General features: G+C 68.5%; 16 protein-coding genes. 9 read left to right on the forward strand and 7 right to left on the reverse strand.

What is annotated here, in order from left to right; genetic code table 11:
• Positions 1-63: 63 nt before the first annotated feature.
• Entirely contained in the window at positions 64-1473 is a 1410-nt protein-coding gene (locus F6X53_RS04500) for a phosphatase PAP2 family protein (RefSeq protein WP_150997628.1), read from the reverse strand.
• A gap of 290 nt (positions 1474-1763) precedes the next feature.
• On the opposite strand from F6X53_RS04500, the gene F6X53_RS04505 reads away from it, so the two are divergent.
• Together F6X53_RS04505 and F6X53_RS04510 are read left to right on the forward strand one after the other, a co-directional pair.
• Entirely contained in the window at positions 1764-2876 is a 1113-nt protein-coding gene (locus tag F6X53_RS04505) for a DUF2778 domain-containing protein (RefSeq protein WP_150997630.1), read from the forward strand.
• 176 nt (positions 2877-3052) lie between these two features.
• Positions 3053-4078, forward strand: a complete 1026-nt coding sequence (locus F6X53_RS04510) for an extracellular solute-binding protein (RefSeq protein ID WP_150997789.1) — start codon at positions 3053-3055, stop codon at positions 4076-4078.
• A gap of 367 nt (positions 4079-4445) precedes the next feature.
• Here F6X53_RS04510 and F6X53_RS04515 read toward each other — a convergent pair whose 3' ends face one another.
• Entirely contained in the window at positions 4446-5234 is a 789-nt protein-coding gene (locus F6X53_RS04515) for a DUF72 domain-containing protein (RefSeq protein WP_238296957.1), read from the reverse strand.
• A 370-nt stretch (positions 5235-5604) separates the two neighbouring features.
• On the opposite strand from F6X53_RS04515, the gene F6X53_RS04520 reads away from it, so the two are divergent.
• Positions 5605-6321 (forward strand): response regulator transcription factor, encoded by a 717-nt coding sequence (locus F6X53_RS04520; protein ID WP_210386369.1) that lies wholly within the window; start codon positions 5605-5607, stop codon positions 6319-6321.
• A gap of 93 nt (positions 6322-6414) precedes the next feature.
• Here the strand turns inward: F6X53_RS04520 and F6X53_RS04525 are convergent, their stop codons facing one another.
• Together F6X53_RS04525 and F6X53_RS04530 are read right to left on the reverse strand one after the other, a co-directional pair.
• Positions 6415-6672, reverse strand: coding sequence for a hypothetical protein (locus tag F6X53_RS04525; protein ID WP_150997633.1), 258 nt, complete (start codon positions 6670-6672; stop codon positions 6415-6417).
• An 86-nt stretch (positions 6673-6758) separates the two neighbouring features.
• A complete protein-coding gene (locus tag F6X53_RS04530; RefSeq protein WP_150997635.1) occupies positions 6759-8201 on the reverse strand; it encodes a sensor histidine kinase in 1443 nt (480 codons plus the stop codon).
• Positions 8202-8686: 485 nt separating this feature from the next.
• Between F6X53_RS04530 and F6X53_RS04535 the strand changes: the two genes are divergently transcribed.
• The 5 genes from F6X53_RS04535 (at position 8687) to F6X53_RS04560 (ending at position 11690) form a co-directional block, all read left to right on the forward strand.
• Positions 8687-9166 carry a Ros/MucR family transcriptional regulator gene (locus tag F6X53_RS04535; protein ID WP_150997637.1) on the forward strand — a complete coding sequence of 160 codons (480 nt, stop codon included), beginning with the start codon at positions 8687-8689 and terminating at the stop codon, positions 9164-9166.
• Positions 9167-9851: 685 nt separating this feature from the next.
• Entirely contained in the window at positions 9852-10319 is a 468-nt protein-coding gene (locus F6X53_RS04545) for a Ros/MucR family transcriptional regulator (protein WP_150997642.1), read from the forward strand.
• A 350-nt stretch (positions 10320-10669) separates the two neighbouring features.
• Positions 10670-10933 (forward strand): hypothetical protein, encoded by a 264-nt coding sequence (locus tag F6X53_RS04550; RefSeq protein WP_238297702.1) that lies wholly within the window; start codon positions 10670-10672, stop codon positions 10931-10933.
• 92 nt (positions 10934-11025) lie between these two features.
• On the forward strand, positions 11026-11208 hold the full coding sequence (locus tag F6X53_RS04555; RefSeq protein WP_150997644.1) for a hypothetical protein: 183 nt from the start codon (positions 11026-11028) through the stop codon (positions 11206-11208).
• Between the two features lie 80 nt (positions 11209-11288).
• Complete coding sequence (locus tag F6X53_RS04560) at positions 11289-11690, forward strand: hypothetical protein (RefSeq protein ID WP_150997646.1); 402 nt, start codon at positions 11289-11291, stop codon at positions 11688-11690.
• A 48-nt stretch (positions 11691-11738) separates the two neighbouring features.
• Here F6X53_RS04560 and F6X53_RS04565 read toward each other — a convergent pair whose 3' ends face one another.
• Together F6X53_RS04565 and F6X53_RS04570 are read right to left on the reverse strand one after the other, a co-directional pair.
• Positions 11739-12962 (reverse strand): GNAT family N-acetyltransferase, encoded by a 1224-nt coding sequence (locus F6X53_RS04565; RefSeq protein WP_150997648.1) that lies wholly within the window; start codon positions 12960-12962, stop codon positions 11739-11741.
• Positions 12959-14314: a hypothetical protein gene (locus tag F6X53_RS04570; RefSeq protein WP_150997650.1), complete on the reverse strand. Its 1356-nt coding sequence runs from the start codon at positions 14312-14314 to the stop codon at positions 12959-12961. The genes F6X53_RS04565 and F6X53_RS04570 overlap by 4 nt, the downstream gene beginning before the upstream one ends.
• 523 nt (positions 14315-14837) lie before the next feature.
• Between F6X53_RS04570 and F6X53_RS04575 the strand changes: the two genes are divergently transcribed.
• The gene (locus F6X53_RS04575) at positions 14838-16040 is read left to right on the forward strand and encodes an FAD-dependent oxidoreductase (protein ID WP_150997652.1); all 1203 of its coding nucleotides are present in this window, start codon (positions 14838-14840) and stop codon (positions 16038-16040) included.
• A gap of 56 nt (positions 16041-16096) precedes the next feature.
• Here F6X53_RS04575 and F6X53_RS04580 read toward each other — a convergent pair whose 3' ends face one another.
• Positions 16097-17635 (reverse strand): glucosamine inositolphosphorylceramide transferase family protein, encoded by a 1539-nt coding sequence (locus F6X53_RS04580; protein WP_425324678.1) that lies wholly within the window; start codon positions 17633-17635, stop codon positions 16097-16099.
• Positions 17636-17684 lie beyond the last annotated feature (49 nt).

Here is a 17684-nt window from a genome sequence, read left to right on the forward strand (position 1 = left end):
CGCGGCCAACACCAGGGATCCGGGAGGGGCGCGGCCGCATCGTCCGTCCCGGCATGCCGAGACTCACTCGGCCGCGGCCTGTTTCCTGGCAACGAGCGCCGCGGCCTTGCCGGCCGCGGCATAGAGGTTCAGCCGCGAATAGAGACCGAAGGCGGAGCCGTCATTCAGGAACCCGCCGCCCGGGCCTTGGGTCTCGGTCAGGATGTCGTTGGCTTCCGCGAGGGTCAGGGACGGGAACGCCGCCGTCAGCAGGTAGCCGGCCTCGGGCGCCACTGTGCCGACATCCTCGACGGCGCTGGCGGTGCGCGCATGCACGACCGGAAGGCCGTAGGTCTGGGTGGCGTTGTACAGCGCCTCGTTGGCAGCTCCGTCCCGGAACCGGCCGGTATCCATCCTGGCGCAGGCCGCGACGGTGTCGCCGCAACCGAATTTCAGGAAAGCCGCGAGCTCGCTGCGGGCGGCCGCGAGAGCGGCGGGGTAATCGCTGATGGCGACAACCTTGTCCGCGGCGTGGCTCATCCCGTTGATGACGGCGGGGTTGTCGCGCGTCTTCCCCACATAGGCCGGATCGTTGGCGAGAAGATGCGCGACGGCATGGAGTGCGACACTGCGCCCGCCGATCACGTCCATGGCGTAGTGGGCGCCCACCACGATCCGATCGTTCCCGTACTCGGCCGCGCGCGTGATCATCTGCTGGTAGCGCTCCGGCACCAGCACGGCGAGGAGCAGCGACTCGGTGTAACCGTAGGTGGTGTGGCCGCTCGGATAGGATGGGCTGTCGGTCAGGTTCTGGCTCGGGCCCCGGAGCCAGTCGAGACTGTGGGAGGCCTTGTCGAAATAATCGCTTCCCCGATAGGCGAGAAGGCGCGGCTCGGTCTGAAACGGACGGGAATTCCCGAAAGCATCCGCCCCGGGGCTTCCCGCCACGCGCCCGTAGGCCTTGCCGAATACGTCGGTCGTCCCGCCCGTCTCGCTCAAGATCGCCGCCGCGGCCTCGCTCACGGGCGTCTTGCCGTCCGTGGTCGCGTTGGCGAAAAAGTACTTGCCGGCGTTCGAGTCCGATTTCGCGACATTGTTGGTATAGCCGATCAGATCGGCCAGAGCCGATGAGATGCTGGTGAAGGTCTTGAAATCCTCGTAGCGCGCCTTGGCCTGATAGACCTCGCCGAGCCTTGAGCCGAGGCCGTCGGCGAGTTCGGTCGCATTGCCGTCCGTGATGAAGCAGTCGCGGAGCGCGAGCTGCTGCTGCTCGGTGAACGACAGCAAGGTCGGCTGCTTCAGGGTCCCGGTCTGGATATCGCCCGTCACGCTCAGATTTGCCGCGAGGGCCGCCTTGCCCTCCGGCGTGCCGGGCAACGTGCTCACGGGGGCAAGGCCGCGAAGCGCGACGATGTTCGTCGCCGATTGTCCGGAGGCTGCGACGGGCGCCAAGGTGGACAGGAATGCGAGAACAAGTTTGATCCCAGAGTGCATGACACCGGCCCTCGGCTGCTTCAGCTGTGCCGGACGCTAGCAGAGCGCCGCCGCCGCCGCATCGGGGGGCCGACCTATGGTGGTCACGCCGTACCGCATCCTGGACGGCCCGAATTCATCTCGTCGTAACCATATTGTCGCCCAAGAAAAGCCGGGCGAGGTTGGATCTTTGCCACACTGGAACCGGTACCGGCCGGCTCATCCTGCGTGGTCGCTCTGTACTCACGAGTACACACGCGTGGAGGACGGCCAGGAACCGGTCGAGACACGAAGATCCGAGTGGCGATCGCATGGCATACACATCTACGCAAGGCGTCCGGCTTGGCACGAATTCTTTCCGCCGCCTCGGTCTTGCGAGTGTCCCCCTGACGATTGCTCTGGCGGCCGCATTCGGCCTGTCGGCGATCGGCACGCGCCCGCCGGAAAACGATTCGCCTCTCGTGCGGCCGGACGCGGCATTGCCGGTGCAGGAGATCGCCCTACCCTCCGAGGGCGAGGATGCGGCGCCCGGCTCGGACCTGGCCCTCGGCGCCGAGGCGGACCAATTGTGGCGGGAGGCCCTGCGCGAGGCGAGCCCCGCCTGGTCATCGGCCGAGACCGAGCCGCCCACACCCTTCGCGCAACAGGACGCGGCGGAAATCGCCCCCGCTCCGGCTCAGGAACCGCCGCGTCTCGCCCAGACGGTGCCCCTGCCGGTGCCGCGCCCGCAGGAATTTCGCCAGCTGAACCCGGCCGAGCTGACGCGCCGGGCGGATCGCTCGGCCCTCCGCCGCGCGCGAACGACGGCCCTCCCGATCGCCACTGAGGATGATCGCTCGTTCTTCGAGAAGCTGTTCGGCGTCGAGCGGCCCGCCGGCCCTGCCCTCGCCTACGCGGCGCTCGAGAGCAACCCGGCCGACGTGACGCCGCGGCGTCGGCTCAGCCCCACGCCAATCCCCGAAGGCGGAACCGGCACGGCCGTCTACGACATCAGCGCGCGGATCGTTCACATGCCGAGCGGCGAGCGGCTCGAAGCGCATTCCGGCCTCGGCGCCACCATGGACGACCCGAACTCCGTCCACCTGCGCATGAAGGGGGCGACCCCGCCCGGCACCTACGATCTCTCGGAGCGCGAGGCGCTGTTCCACGGCGTGCGGGCGATCCGCCTGAACCCCGTCGGCGGCAGCGCCGCCGTCCATGGCCGTGTCGGCCTGCTGGCGCATACCTACATGCTCGGGCCGAGCGGCGCCTCCAACGGCTGCGTCTCTTTCAAGGATTACGACAAGTTCCTGCAGGCCTATCTGAGAGGCGAGATCCAGCGCCTCGTCGTGGTCTCCGGCCGCGGGCAGGACCTGCCGCCCAGCATGGCCGGCAAGCCGCGCGATGTCCCGGGACGCTCGGCCCGCCTCGGCGGCGAGGGGTAGGCTCGCGGCCATCCCGGATCCGGTCACGCCGCCAGGATCGCCGAGGCTCCCCGCCCCGCAACGCGGGGTCCCGCGTGACGCGGCGGCGCTGGGCTGCGAGAGTGGCGCGCGGCGATTCCCGGGCCTGACCGAGGCGCCGCCCTTCGTGCCTGGCAGATCTCGCGACGTCGACGGTGATGCGGTTCCTCCTCAGCCTGCTGCTCCGCAGCCTCGTCCTCGCCTGCCTGTCGGCCCCGGCACTTGCGGTCGAACGCACGCGCCTGATCATCTACACCGCCCTCGAGCCCGAGCAGCATGCTCCGTTCAAGCGAGCGATCGAGGCCGCGGTGCCAGAGGTCGAGGTGTCCTGGGTGTGGCACCAGACCGGCATTCTCACCGACCGGATCTTCGCCGAGCGTGAGCATCTGCGGGCGGACATGGTCCTGGGGCTCGCGGCTACCAGCCTGATCGCCTTCGAGAAGATCGGTCTTCTCCTGCCCTACGAGCCGGCCGGAGCGGACGAGCTGCGCCGGCCCTTCCGGGATCCGAACCTGCCCTATACCTGGACCGGCATGGACGCCTATCTCGGCGTCATCTGCCTCAATGGCGATCTCGCCCAACGTGACCGGATCCCGAGCCCCGATCGTTGGCGCGATCTTCTCGCGCCCGAATGGAAGGGGCGTCTCGCCCTGCCCAGCCCGGCCCTGACCGGGACGGGCTACCTGCTTGTGGCGAATTGGATCCAGAGCATGGGCGAGACCGCGGCGTGGGACTTCATGGATGCGCTCAACCAGAACGTCGCCACCTATCTGGCGACCGGTGCGGGCCCCTGCGAGGAAACCGCCAAGGGCCGATATCTGGCCGGCCTCAGCTACGACATGCGGGCGGCCCTCCTGAAGGAGAGCGGCGCGCCGATCCAGATCCTCGTCCCGATCGACGGCGTCGGCTGGGAGCTGGAAGCCTTCGCGATCGTGCAGGGCTCGCCGCATGTCGATCTCGCCAAGCGCGTGGCCGATTGGGCCGCGAGCCGGGCCGCCAGCGAACTCTATGCGCAGACCTTCGCGATCGTCGCTCATCCCGACGTGTCGAAGCCACCCGCCACCTACCCGCCGCATATCGAGGCGCGCATGGCGCGCAACGACCTGTCGTGGATGGCCGAGAACCGCGCCCGCATCCTGGCGGAATGGACCCGGCGTTACGGCGACAAGGTGCAACCGCACTGAGCGCGGAGCCCCCGACCCGAGATTCAGCTCGCGCGGGATCGGTGCGCCGGGCGGCTCGGTCCGATTGCGACCAGCCTTTTCGGGTGCCGCTTCACATTTGAGCATGTGCGCCACCGCGATGCGCGCCACCCTGTGCGGGCTCAACTCGATACCCGGGTTCAGCACCGTCGGCGTTCCTTCCCCTCGATCTGAGCCGACGGGATTGGTCTCCGAGATCAACCTTCGCCCCGCAGCCTTGAGGCGCGCGGGGCTTTTCTTGTGCGGGATGCGTGCCCTCTGCGCCTCGACATCGTGAGGCTCACCGGAGATGGGCAGAGCTCGCGCCGGGGCGGGGCCCCGCATCCCCGCCCGCGATCTCCGGTCGATGTCAGGCTCCCGTGCCGGGGTCGAGTCTGGCCAGGTTCCGCAGCGTGGTGAGCGCATCGCCGGCGGCGTGGAATTCGGCCGTGTTGTCGAAGATGCACCAGGCTTCCTCCGCGCCCGCGGCATGGTGCGCGAGCCGCTCGGCCATCCGCTGCAGGGCCGCCGGCGCATAGGCCGAACGGTAGATCTCGGGCGATCCATGGAGCCGGTAATAGGCCATGCCGCGCCAGCCGCCGGGCTCGGAGGCCCCCGGTGCCGGAGCCGGATCCGCCGCGACGCGCGCGACCTGCATGGCGTCGAGCCGCGCTTCGACCGACGGCGTGAACCAGCTCGGATGCCGGGGCTCGCAGACAAGGTCGCCGCCGACATCGCGTCGCAGCCGCGCCAGGAACGCGCTGTCTCGCGCGGGCTCGAAGGCGAGGCTGGGCGGAAGCTGGAGCAGGATCGGGCCGAGCTTCGTGCCGAGGCCGGCCACCTCGGCGAGGAAGCGCGTCAGCGGTTCATCGATATCGACCAGGCGCCGCTCGTGCGTGATCGTCCGCGGGACCTTGACGGCAAAGCGGAAGTCGGAGGGTACGGAGGCCGCCCAGCGCTCGTAGGTCGCGACGCGGTGCGGCCTGTAGAAGGACGTGTTGATCTCGACGCCCGTCAACCGTGCGGCGTAGCGCTCCAGATGGCTGCCGTCGGGCGGGAACGCGTCCGCGTGTTGCTTCGGCAGGCTCCAGCCCGCCGTTCCGACGAAGATTCCGGTCTGCCTCGACATGCGGCCCTTGAAACCGTGTCCCAGCCACATGGCAAGTCCGTTCCGCAGCACGACCGGCCGTGATGGGGCCAGTGGCCATCACCGCTCCCTCCTCCGTCCAGGCTCTCACGTCCCGTCAGTCGCGACGCCCGACCCGCGTCGCGCGCCAACTCAGCCGCGCTAAAGCTTGGGTCAGCAGGCCGATGGGGCCCACGACGACGCCACCGACGAGCGCGAATGCGCGCCTTCGGACATAATGTGACTGTACGGATTAAACTTACTCTCACGTTAAGCGAAAAGCATACATAATATTAACAAATCGAAATTTTCCGGAGCCCCGACTGGTGCCATCGTTTCTCAGACGGTTCTCAGACTAAGCGTCTGATCATTTGTTGACAGCATTACATCACAGGGGAAAGCCATGTTCGGCGAGGGCAGTATCTCGACAGTTGTCGTGTCCTCCAATCCGTTATCGCGAGAAGGGCTGAAGGCCATGCTTCGTGCGACGCGGTACAGCGTCGAGGCGGAAGCTTTGAACGTCTCGGAAGCCGTCTTGCGTTTGCCCGAGCGGGCCGGCCGGATGCTCATTCTGGTCGCCTCGAGCGGGCGCGAAGGCGAAACCATCCCGGTTGATCTCGCGCAACGATGCGGCGAGACCAAGCTGGTGCTTCTAATCAATCGCGAGGATTGCGCGACAATTCCGGAAGACCTGTGCGAGGCCGCGTCCGCGATCGTCGACCAGACCGTCTCGACAGAGACCCTTCAGCAGATCCTCGAATTGATCTTCAGCGGCCTGACGGTCCAGATGCCGGGGATCTCCGCGCGCTGGAAGCCCCGCCCCCGGCCCGAGCTTGGCCCGACCGAAGGCTCTCACGGCACCCTGACGGGCCGGCAGGCCGTCGTCGCGTCGTCGCGCGAGCAGATCATGACCGTGCACAAGCTCTCGCCCCGCGAGATCGACGTGCTGAAGCATCTCGCCGGGGGGGCGTCGAACAAGATCATCGCGCGCGCCTGCGACCTCGCCGAGGCAACCGTGAAGATCCACGTGAAGAACGTGCTCAGGAAGCTGAAGACCCAGAACCGGACGCAGGCCGCGCTCTGGGCGATCGAGCATGGCATTCGCGCTCAGTCCCTGTGAAGCGGGGGCTGCGCACCGCCCGCGCAACGACGTCGAGCCGAGCGCGAGCCCGCGATTGCCGACATTGAAGGCTGCGGGCGGACCGCAGGCGGCTCAGGATGGGTCCGAGACGCGGTGCTCGACGTCGTCGGTGCTGTCGAGATCAGCCCAGCGCGCGCGGGCCGCGCGCCACGCGTCGAGCTGGCACAGCGGCAGGCGCACCTCCACCACGAGATCGTCGTCGAGCAGGCCCGGAACGAGCTCGGTCGTGGCCTCCGGGAAGGCCGCGCCGATCCGGGCGGTGATCCGCTCGATGCGCGCGTGCCGGTCTGGCGTCGGTTCCACGAGGATGTGCTTGATGACCCGGATCATGCCCGCTCATCGCACGGGAGCACCCGTCCGGTCAGTAGGACCGCTTGCCCTATTCCGGGGCCGCCACGAACGGCGTTCCAACGTCGTCAAACGGTCGCGAGGGCCTCGCCGGCCGCCCCCAGGGTGAGCGGCAGATCGATGGTGAAGCGCGTGCCGCGATCCGGGCCGCTCTCCAGCTCGATCTGCCCGCCCAATGTGGAGACCACGAGGTTGAACACGATGTGCAGGCCAAGGCCGGTGCTGCCCTGGTCCCGCCGCGTGGTGAAGAACGGGTCGAACACCTTGCGCAGGTTCTCCGCCGGGATGCCGGCGCCGTTGTCGGCGAAGACGATGCGCAGATCGCGCGCTCCCAAGCGCGAGACGGTCAGGTCGAGCACGCCGGTCCGGCCGCCCGGGAAGCCGTGGATCACCGCGTTGAGCGCGAGGTTGCTGAGGATCTGTGCCAGCGCGCCAGGGTAAGAATCGATGACGATTCCGGCCTCGCAGGAGAGCCGCACGTCGTGCCCCTTGCGGCGGAGCAAAGGCTCGAGGGTGCTCATCAGTTCGAGCAGCCAGCCGCGCAGCTCGAAGCGCCGCCGCTCCTCGTTGGCCTGGTCGATGGCGACCTGCTTGAAGCTGTGCACGAGGTCGGCCGCGCGCGTCAGATTGGCGAACAGGAGGCGCATTCCCTCGCTCAGCCGCGCGATCCCCTGGGTCAGCTCCGAGCGGCGCAACTGTCCCGATTCGATGCTGCGCACGAGGCGCTTCAGGTCGCCGTCGATGGCGGTCGAGGTGGTCAGCGCCAGCCCGATCGGGGTGTTGATCTCGTGGGCGACGCCGGCCACGAGCTGGCCGAGCGAGGCCAGCTTCTCGGCCTGGACGAGGTGGGCCTGCGCTTCGCGCAACTCGCGCAAGGCCTCCTCCGACCGTAACGTCTCGCGACGCAGAGCCTGCTCGGTCCGGAACTGGCGGCGGGCGCGAAGTTCCCGTGCGCCAACCGCGTAGAGCGAGAGAGCGTAGGCCATGCCGATCTCGAAATTGTTCACGAAGCGCAGGCCGGCCCGCTCATGCGTGGCGAAGGATTCGCAGGCCGCGAAGACGATCCAGGTGACGACGCAGAACGCAATGAGCGAGGGTAGCCGCAACGGCAGCAAGGTCGAGACAAACAGGATGACGATGATCATCCCGGCGGCCGCATGGTCGAAACCCGGCTCCAGCAGAAGATAGATCAGGCTGAGCACGCAGCCCGGCACGAGGCAGTAGGCAAGATAGATCGGCTCCGCCCATCGTTGCGCGCTCGGTCGAGTCAGCGCCGCCGTCAACGGGAGCAGCACCAGAGCCGCGACGGCGAGCCGGATGGCCAGCGTGGTGGTCCAGATTGTGGGATCGAGAATCCAGTCCCAGACCGCGAAAGCGCAGTAGACGAAGGCCCCGAGAACCATGGCGGCCCGGGTCCGGCCAAGATCATCGAGCGTGAAGCGCTCGACGAAGCGGTCTTCGTCCGCATTCTGTTCGAAGCGCAGGCCGAGCCTGGTCAGGAATGTGTACATCGCAGCAGGGAAGACTCGCAGGCGCCGGCACAGGGAGCATCGACCGAGGACCGAGATCCTCGAAACATGGTGCGATCGGGATGTAAATGCTCGGTCCCACCCGTTCCATTGACGTTCCGCATCAGCCGCGCCGCCGAACACCGGCGACGCATGCCAGCGAGACATCGCTCGGCCGCAGCTGGCGCGAACGAGGATGGACGAATTCCGTCGAAGTGCCGCGATTTCGGCGCGCCGCGCCGATGGGAAAGAAGGGTTCGGGCGGCTTCAACCGGTCTCCTGCGCAAGGCCTCGAGGGATGAAAAGCCGCGCGAAGTGGGGCCAAACCCGGCGCCGCAATGTCCCGCGCGCAAAGTTCAAGAGAACAAAGAACGATTCCTGCCCCATGCCACGCACAGGCTTCAATGCAGTGCGCAGCGCATTTCGAATGTAAGCTAGTTGACAGCTCAAGCTGAATCAACCATTTCGACGTTGTTTCACGCACATTCATGGAGCGAAACGTGCAGGAAGACGCAGTGACTACGAGCAGCAGCCTCGTGGATCTCTCCGCAGAGATCGTATCTGCTTACGTTGCGCGCAATCATGTTTCGATGACTGATCTTCCCGGCTTGATCGCCAGCGTCCACGCAACGCTGAACGGCCTCGCGACGGGGACTGCGCCGATCTCAGCGGCCGAGGATTTCGAGAAGCCGTCCCCGGCGCAGATTCGCAAGTCGATCACCCCGGACACGCTGACCAGCTTCGTGGACGGCAAGCCCTACAAGACCCTGAAGCGCCATCTCGCGAGCCACGGGCTCGACCCCTACAGCTACCGGGCGCGCTACGGTCTGCCTGCCGATTATCCGATGGTGGCCGTCAACTACGCCGCCCAGCGCTCCGAACTCGCCAAGTCGATCGGCCTCGGCCGCGTCGGCGGACAGGCATCCGCCGAGGCGCCGACGGGTCGGGGTCCCCGCAAGGCGGCCTGATCCGAAGTCACCCGCCGGATGCGGACGGCAGCCGCCACGATGCGGCGATCCGCGTGTCGCGCGGCACGCCGCGTCCCGGCCGCGCGTCCTCGGCGCGACGACGGTCTCAACTGCTCCGAGAGCGGCACGCCGCGCTCAATGCGAGCGGATGAAGCCTTGCGATGGCGCCGTCGGGGCGCGGATGCCGATGGGCGCCAGGGCGCCAGAGCGAATCGTCTCGCGGAACAGAGGCGCGTCCCTGCCGGGGGGGCGCTGCCACGCGCCTGAGCCTCGCACCCACCCTGTGCCGACGGCTCGAGACCGATCCTGCCTCGCTGAGGATTCGAGAAGCGGAAGGCGCGCTCGGGCCCCTTCACCACAGGCTCAGCCTTGTCGATCGACGCCGAGAGCGTCGCGAGGCCCGTACCGGGCGCATCGCGTCATGTCTTCGATCGCGGTCCTTCAAGCAAATCAGCCACCTGTCGTGAGATCAGGCATTTCGGGATCCGCGACTTCATCGAGAAGCTGCCTTCGACCAGAAAGAAAGGTCAATTCCAGGCGCCGACGCGCGCCGCTCCAATGCGATATCTTTCTGGTCGGGATAATCTGGCAATTCGTACAAACAGGAAACGCATGCGTCAGCACTTGATCGATATGACTTGAAAGTGATCTAACTTCGGCGGGGGTACTTATTCGGATTGCAAACGTGTCAGAGGCAACACAAGATCATACAAACGATTTCGTCACGCTCACCGCCGACATCGTCTGCGCCTACGTGTCGAACAACTCCGTGCCGATCGTGGAGGTGGCATCTCTCCTCGGCAGCGTCCACAAAGCCTTGAGCGGACTCGCGGCAGGCCCGGTGCCGGCCGCGTCGGCCGCGGAGGTCGATAAGCCGACGGCGGCGCAGATCCGCAAGTCGATCACCGCCGGCGCCTTGATCAGCTTCATCGACGGCAAGCCCTACAAGACGCTCAAGCGCCACTTGTCAGCCCACAATCTCGATCCGCACAGCTACCGGCAGCGCTACGGCCTGTCGAAGGAGTATCCCATGGTGTGCCCGAGCTACTCGGAACAGCGTGCGGAACTCGCGCGCGCGATCGGGCTGGGCCGGCCCGGCGCTCAGGCAAGCGCCGTCGAGCCCAAAAGCCGGGCGCAACGCAAGACCGGTTGATCGCCTGCCGCAACGGGGTTGTCGGACAGGCGCCGCTGGAATCGGCGCCTGTCCGTCGCCGCGCGCCGCCCGATCGGGCTGCCGGTGTCCTGAGGCCCCGCGCGCCGCTCTGCCGATACCACGACGAGGCCGGTCGCGCCGGTTCGGGAGCCGGAACGCCGCGCGGCCGAAACCCGGTCGAGCCCCCCTCTCCGTCCCGCTGGCCTCAGGCGCCGGCCTGCCGAAAACCCCCGATCTAGACGGTATCCCCTTGTACCAAATGGGGTTTCGGGGTTGCAAAGCTTGGCCGTATCGGCCTACCTCAACGCCGGTGCCGCGTGCCCGCTCGCCCCCTGATTCGGAGAGACGACATGCTGATCAAACATGAGCGCCGTCTGCTGACCAAGGCGGCGCACGCTGTCGCCGGGCGCATCTCCGTCAAGCGTGAACAGGACCGAAGCTGGCCCAGCGATCACAGCCGCCTCTGCGCCTTGGCGAGTCTCGGCAAGGTTCGCTGGCTCGGCGAGCAAGCCGGCCCGCATCTCGGTGGCATGTTCGCCTCCTGGGAAATCACCGAGCGGGGCCTCGCCAGCCTCGAGGCGATGACCTCCGATCACCTGTCCGACATGCGGTAGGCTCACGGCCCGCTACGCCCGACGGTTTCGTGGAACGCGCACGACACGAGGTCACATGGTCGTGACCACTCGCCCGTCTTACCCTCACCGCCATGGAACTCGAACTTGCCATCATGCTCGCCGGGGCTCTGGGCGCCATCGCGCTGGTCGTCGCGGCGACGCCGCGCGCCAAGCGATGGGACGGGTTCGCACACCTGCTGGACCGCGCCCGCCTGCCGACCGGCCGTTCGGGACGCGACGACGCGAGGCCGCAGCCGAACCGTCCACGCCCATGAGGGCGTGCCGACACGCTCTGAACTCTCGCAAGTCCTCTCGGGTTGTGATCCATGAGGGCGTCGAGAGAGGGTGAGTCGGGATGGTGTCGCATGTCTCGCGATGGTCACATCGTATCGGCCTCGTGCTCGCAGGACCGCCCCTGGCGCTCGCGATCTGGCTCGGCAGCGTCGCGACCTGGAACGCTCGCCCCTTGCCTCCCTGCAATGCCGGCGGCCTCGACCCCCTGAAGCCCACTCAGAAGTGCCGGCGCGCGCCCGTCCCCGCCGGTCAGGGCAGCCTCGGCGAATCCGGCAGCGTCGCGTCGTTGAGGCTGATCGAACAGGGCACCGTCTCCGGCGTGCCGGACTTCCGAAGTGCCGGCTCTGCCGCGATGGTGAGCCTGGCGCTCTATCTCGCGAGCCGTGCGGGCGGCCGGTTTGCCATCCTGATCCGGCGGCGGGCGATCAAGGGGCACCTGCAGGATTCGGCCGCGGGAGCGTGAACGAGCGCGTCCGCAAGGGGTCGAATGCCGGTCCTCAGGGGCGAGGCATCAGGATCGTCGGAAGCGCGCGGCTCCGCGCCGCTGCGCCTGGCGAAGGTTGCGCAGGCGCTCGAACAGGGCGGGATGGCGCGCGACGAGCCACGCCTTTCCGTCGCGCAAGCCCTCGATCACCCCGCGCAGGGCCCGACCCTTCAGGCTCAGCTCCTGGTGAATGGACAGCAGGGGCTGCGATTGGCCGCCGATCTTCGCCTTGTAGCCGTGCTCGCCGATCGTGAAATCGAAGTAGTCGAGGCCTTGCTCGCGCGCCCAGGTCATCGCACGGCAGACCAGCAGGAAGCCGGGTGAACAATTCCGCCAGCTCTCATCGGCGATCGACAGCAGCGTGACGTGGAACGCGCCGCCGTGAACGAGGCCGTAGCAGGTGGCGACCCATTGATCGCCGACCTGCAGGCCGACGAGCCTGGCCGCCCCACCGGACAGGCCCTCCAGGGCCGTCTGTCGATAGAAGGCGACGGCTTCGGGTTGGGTCAGGAGATCGAAGCGGCCGAGCTTCGCGAAGCGCGCGAGGCGCTGCTCCAGCAGGACGGCGAACATCGTCTCCACCGCGTCCGCGGTCTCGGCCACCACGAAGGCGACGTCGCCGCGCCGCTCCAGGCGCCGGCTCTTCATGCCGATCTCGCGCATGACCGAGGCCTTGCAGACCCGCTGCAGCAGCGTGCCTGACGGTCCGTGGATCGCCATGCCGGAGGTGATGTGCGCGGAGGCGGTGGTTCGGGCGAGCTGGGCCAGCGGGTTGGGGTAGCCCGACACCATCGCGGGGATCGCGTCGATCCGCACGAGGTCCGCGGCTGGCAGCACCGCCAGGATGGCGGTCCAGACGGCCTCCGCCTCCGCGTCGGACAGGGTCAGGCCGGCGGCCATCAGGGGCGCGATGTAGTCGCAGACCCCGAAATCGGCCCAGACGATGACCCGATGGCCCCGCCGGTTCAGGCGGCACATCGGCCACAGCATCAGGGGCCGGCCGGTCTCGGCGTCGCGCACCTCCGCGATGAGGAGATCCGCCGACGCGCGCGGCGCGAGATGCTGCAGGATGGCACGCACCCAGTCGAAGCGCTGGTAGGCCGTCACCGTGCCCTCGCGCTCGAGGTGGCGCCAGGCGCCTTCCGCGCCGGCGAGGTCGCGATGGAGGGCAATTGCGAAGGCGCGGCCCGTCGCGGCCGCCATCGGCCTCTCGGCCTGCGGTGAGAACAGGGCAAGATCGACGGCGTTCATCGGGCGGTGCCTTGCTCAGAGAGGCGCTCGTCGGGTTCGAGCGCGAAGAGACGATGGCCGCGATCCGGCGGCGTCGCGCCGCCCTTCGGCGCGCGATCGAACGGCGAGGCCTGAACGCGGCCGTGACGCGACTGATTGATCCTGAGCCAGACCACTATTCCGGAAGCGGCCAGGACCGAGAGTTCCGAGACGACGCCGCCGATCAGGGCGAGGCTCGGCGGCTCGGTCAGGAGGATCAGGAGGGAAAGACCCATGCCGAGCACGGCGCTGCCCACCGTGATCATCGTGATCGACCGGAACTCGCCGAGGATCTCGAGCATGATCCGGGGCATCACCGAGACCATCGTCAGGGTGTAGAAGATCCACGCGAGGGCGAGCACGAGGGGCGATGACGTCTCGGTGAAGCCCGGCGCCATGACCGGCAGCACCAGAGCGATCGCGGCGCCGTAGGCGAGCCCGCCGAGCGCCATCGCGGCCATCCAGGCCGGCACGGACCGACGGACCGTTCGGATCTCGTTGCGCGCGAGGTTTGCGGAGAGTTCCGGCTGCTTCATGTTGGCGAGGGCGGTCGCGACGATCCGCAGCGGCACGAACACCACCAAGGCGGCGGCAATCGGCGCGTAGGCCGCCGGGCCCGCGAGGGCGGCGACCATCAGGGCCATGCCCTGTCCCTGGAGATTGGTCGTGGTGACGCTGAGGGCGGACCAGGCCAGCTGCCGGCCGATCCCGAGATAGCGCCGGCGGGTCCTGCGGCCGAAGCTGACGCGTACCCGGCGGCGGGCGCGCAGCAGCATCACCGCGATGGCGAGGGCGTTGGCGGCCGCGAGGATCAACAGGACGTTGCGCAGAATATCCGCGCCAGCCCAGATGGCGGCCGCCGTCAGCGATCCGCAGAGGGTGTAGGCCAGGTCGCCGATGCCGACGATGCCTTGGCGCTGATCCGCGAAATAAACGGTGCGCAGATGGCTGCGGAAGGCCCAGAGGCCCACGAAGGCGCCGCCGGCCCAGGCCCCGCTCTCGACCCAGGCGCTCAGCACGATGGCGACGGAGGCCGCCATGGCGGCCGAGAGCAGCAGGGCCGCCGAGCCGAAGGTCACGTCGTGGATGGCCGCCCGACCCGGACGGCTCGCCTGGCCGATCAGGATCGCGGCGGGCATGGCGGTCAGGGCGCGGATATAGGTCAGCCCGACGCCGCCGATGACCATCACCAGAGCAAAGACGCCGAATTCCTTCGCCGGGAGGGCGTGCAGGAGCGCGAGGTTCAGCGCGAAGTTGAGGGCGCTCTGCATCGCCTCCCCGCCGACCATCAGGATCAGGCGGCCCTGCGCGAGCCGCGCGCGGAGGCCGCTCACGTGCGGCTCGCCAAAGGCGGCATCGGCGATGCCGCGCGTCTGCCGACGGCCGATCTCGACGGATTCATCGCGTCATCCCTCCGGCATCGCTCCGATCCCGAGACGCATCTCCCGGGGGGAACGCCTCCCCGCGCGGCGATCGGCGCCGCCGGTCGCGGCCTGTCCGAGATGAGATGTGCGATTCCAACTATGTCGGCCCGCTTAATGCGCGCCTCGATTTCGCAATGCAGTTTCCGTCCGGTGAACGAGCGGTCCACCGATCCCTCTTCTTGCCCCGCGGCCGCGCGGACGCACCGATCGCATCGACGTCCGGTTAACTCAAATCGCACTTGCCCTCCCCTCAGCGCTCCCGACGCGCGGATCGCTGATCTATTTCTCCGCAGGAGACGACCAGTTTAACGGTCTCCTCAAGGCTCTATGGCTCTCTGCCTAATCGGCTCTCGACCCGAGAGAACTTGCGATAGACCGGATCAGGGCGCCGGACCGGTATCGGGGGGGCCTGGGCGTGGATGGGGAACGGCACATGTCCGAGGCGAGACGGGACGGCGCGGCCGGCGAGCAGGGCGCGACGATCGTGGCCGACGTGGCGATCATCGGCGCGGGGCTCGCCGGCACAAGCACCGCGATCGTTCTGGCCAAGGCCGGATTGCGGGTCTTGCTGATCGACGCGCAGGCCGTCTATCCGTCGGAATTCCGCGGGGAGAAATTCGGCCTCGACCATATGGCGGTGCTCGAACGGCTGGGGCTCGGCCCCGTGGTCCGGCCGCTGCTCACGCCCATGGACGAGAGCCGGATCTATCGCTACGGCCGCCTCGTCTCGAAGGCACGCCTGCGGGAATACGGCTTCTCCTACGGTCCGCTGATCAACGGCCTCCGGGCCGCGCTGCCCGCGCAGGCGACCTTTTTGCGCGGCCGGGTGGCCGAGATCACGACGGGACCGGACCTGCAGCGCATCGCGCTGACGGACGGGACCCTCGCACAGGCGCGCCTCGTCGTGCTGGCCACGGGTCTCGGGGACGCGGTGCGGCGCCATGCCGGGCTGCGGCGCGTGGAGACCTCGAAGGGACACTCGCTCTCCCTGGGCTTCAACATGGCTCGGCCCCGGTCGGAATTTCCGTTCGATACCCTGACCTATTACGGCTACAAGCCCGCCGACCGCATGGCCTACCTGACCCTGTTCCCGATCGATGGGGCAATGCGGGGGAACCTGTTCGTCTATCGGCAGGCTGCCGAGCCCTGGACCCGCGCGTTCAGGCAGGCACCGCAGCCGATCCTCCGCGACCTCGCGCCCGACATCGTCACGGTCTGCGACGATTTCCGCATCGACGGTCCTGTCGACATCCGACAGATCGACCTCACGGTGACGCAGGATCACCGCCGCGACGGCATCGTCCTCGTGGGCGATGCGTTCTGCACGACCTGCCCGGCGCCGGGGGTCGGGTTCCGGCGGGTGATCACCGATGTTGACCGGCTCTGCTCGGTCCATCTCCCGCGATGGTTCGAGACGCCCGGGATGGGCGCCGACAAGATCGCGAGCTTCTACCAGGATCGGGTCAAGCAGGGTGTCGACGGCGCGAGCATCGCGTCGAGTTTCTACGCCCGGGGCATGGTCACCGGGACTGGGCTGCTCTGGGATGCGCGCCGGGTGCGCAACGCCGTCGTGCGGCGAACGCTGTCGCGGATCGCGCAGCCGTTCCAGCAGAACCACGACCCGGGCCGCACCTGAAGGCTCCGCGCGAACCCCGCCGGAGCGGTGGCCAGGATCCATCCTCCCGCGGGGCTTCAACGCCGGAGGGAGGGCTTGAAGCGGGGCGCGCGGGCCGAGCCGTCGATGAACTCGTATCCGGCCGCGGCGTTCAGGGTGTGGAGGCGGCTCCCCGGCCAAGCCGGGCCGGCCTCGATGCGCGCCTCGACGCGCTGCGCGAAGGCTTCGTCATCGAGACGCTCGATCCGGGCGAGCGCCAGCGCCTGCCCGTAGCCGCGCGTGCAATCCTGGACCGGCCTGATCAGGTCGGCGCCCCGCCGCACGATGCGACCCGCGGGCCGCGCGGAAGCGATATCGATCAGGACGGGGTTGGCCGCGTGCGGCGTCCAGGGCCCCCTGAAATCAGGCGCCGTCCAGAGATGCAGCGCGTCCGAGAACGAGCCGTTCCCGAGCGCGGCCTCGGCATCATTGCCCCGGACGGCGGCGAACATCCACCACCGTCCCGCATGTTCGAGAAGGGTCGCGTCGCTCGCGGCGATCCCGGAGACCAGCGTCGCCTCCTTCACCCAGCCGCCCGGGAACGATGCCGCGCGATAGAGGTCGATGCTCCCCGCCCCGCAACTCTCCGGCACCATCCAGACGGCACCGTCCCGGGCGAACACGAACGGATAGGACAGGTGGCAACCGGTCTCGAGCACCGGGACCGGCACCCCGATCGCCCCTTCGGGACCGAAGCGGACCGCCGAGATCAGCGCCTTGCCGAGCGCGTGCACATATTCCTCGACGAACAGCCAAGGCTCGCCCTGATGCTCGAAGGGGAACGGGTCCGCGTAGAAGCGCCGCCCGTCGTCGGGCACTTCGCGCCACCCGATCTCGGGAAGGTGGCCCAGAGTGACGAGGCCCGGACCGTCGAGGCGGCGCCAGCCGACGCGCCAATGCGGCGCGCGGTAGCAGAGATGATAGAGCCGCCGCACGATCGCGCCCGCGAGCATCCGGACGGCGCGCAATCCGAGATCGGATGTTCGCAAGCGCAGCGCGGCCGATGACGGCGCATCGGCGCCGAGGAGGGGGGCGCGGCCCTTGAGCGCCGCCTCGATCATCGTCGCGGTGCGGACGAGCGCGTCCTCGAACATCGTGAGGGCGACGCCGCGGACCTCGGTGCCCAGCCGTCCGGAACAGAGGACCCGCTGTCCCTCGACGATCTCGGCGATCGGCGCCCGCCCGGCCAGAAGGCTCGCCAGGAGTGCCGCCTCGCCGGCCTGCCCGTCATAGAGGACACGCCAGAGCCGTACCGCTCCGGTCTCCGGAACGTCGCCGCAGAGGTCGATGACCAGGTCCGGCGGCGCGTTGCCGGGAGCCGGCCAGGATGGGGGCGTGCGCGCGTCGAGATGGGCGGCCGGCCCGATTTGCGGCAATCCGTGGATCGCGGTCTCGAGGCGGAAGAGCAGATCCGCGTTGTCCGGCCAGTGGTCTGGCCCGGGCCGGGCATCGACCTCCAGGCAGGCCCCCGGATGCCGGGCGAGCGCGTCCGCGAGGCGAAGGTGCCAGCGCCGCGCCCGGCGGCCATCGAGGCGAAGTCTGACCCGCACGTCGCGCATTGCCTCGCTGGAGGACACCAGTTCGTGTGGACCGCGCCGTCCCGAGGGCGCGCAGATCCGGAGCGAG

This window comes from Methylobacterium soli (genome assembly GCF_008806385.1).
Classification (GTDB): Bacteria; Pseudomonadota; Alphaproteobacteria; order Rhizobiales; family Beijerinckiaceae; genus Methylobacterium; species Methylobacterium soli.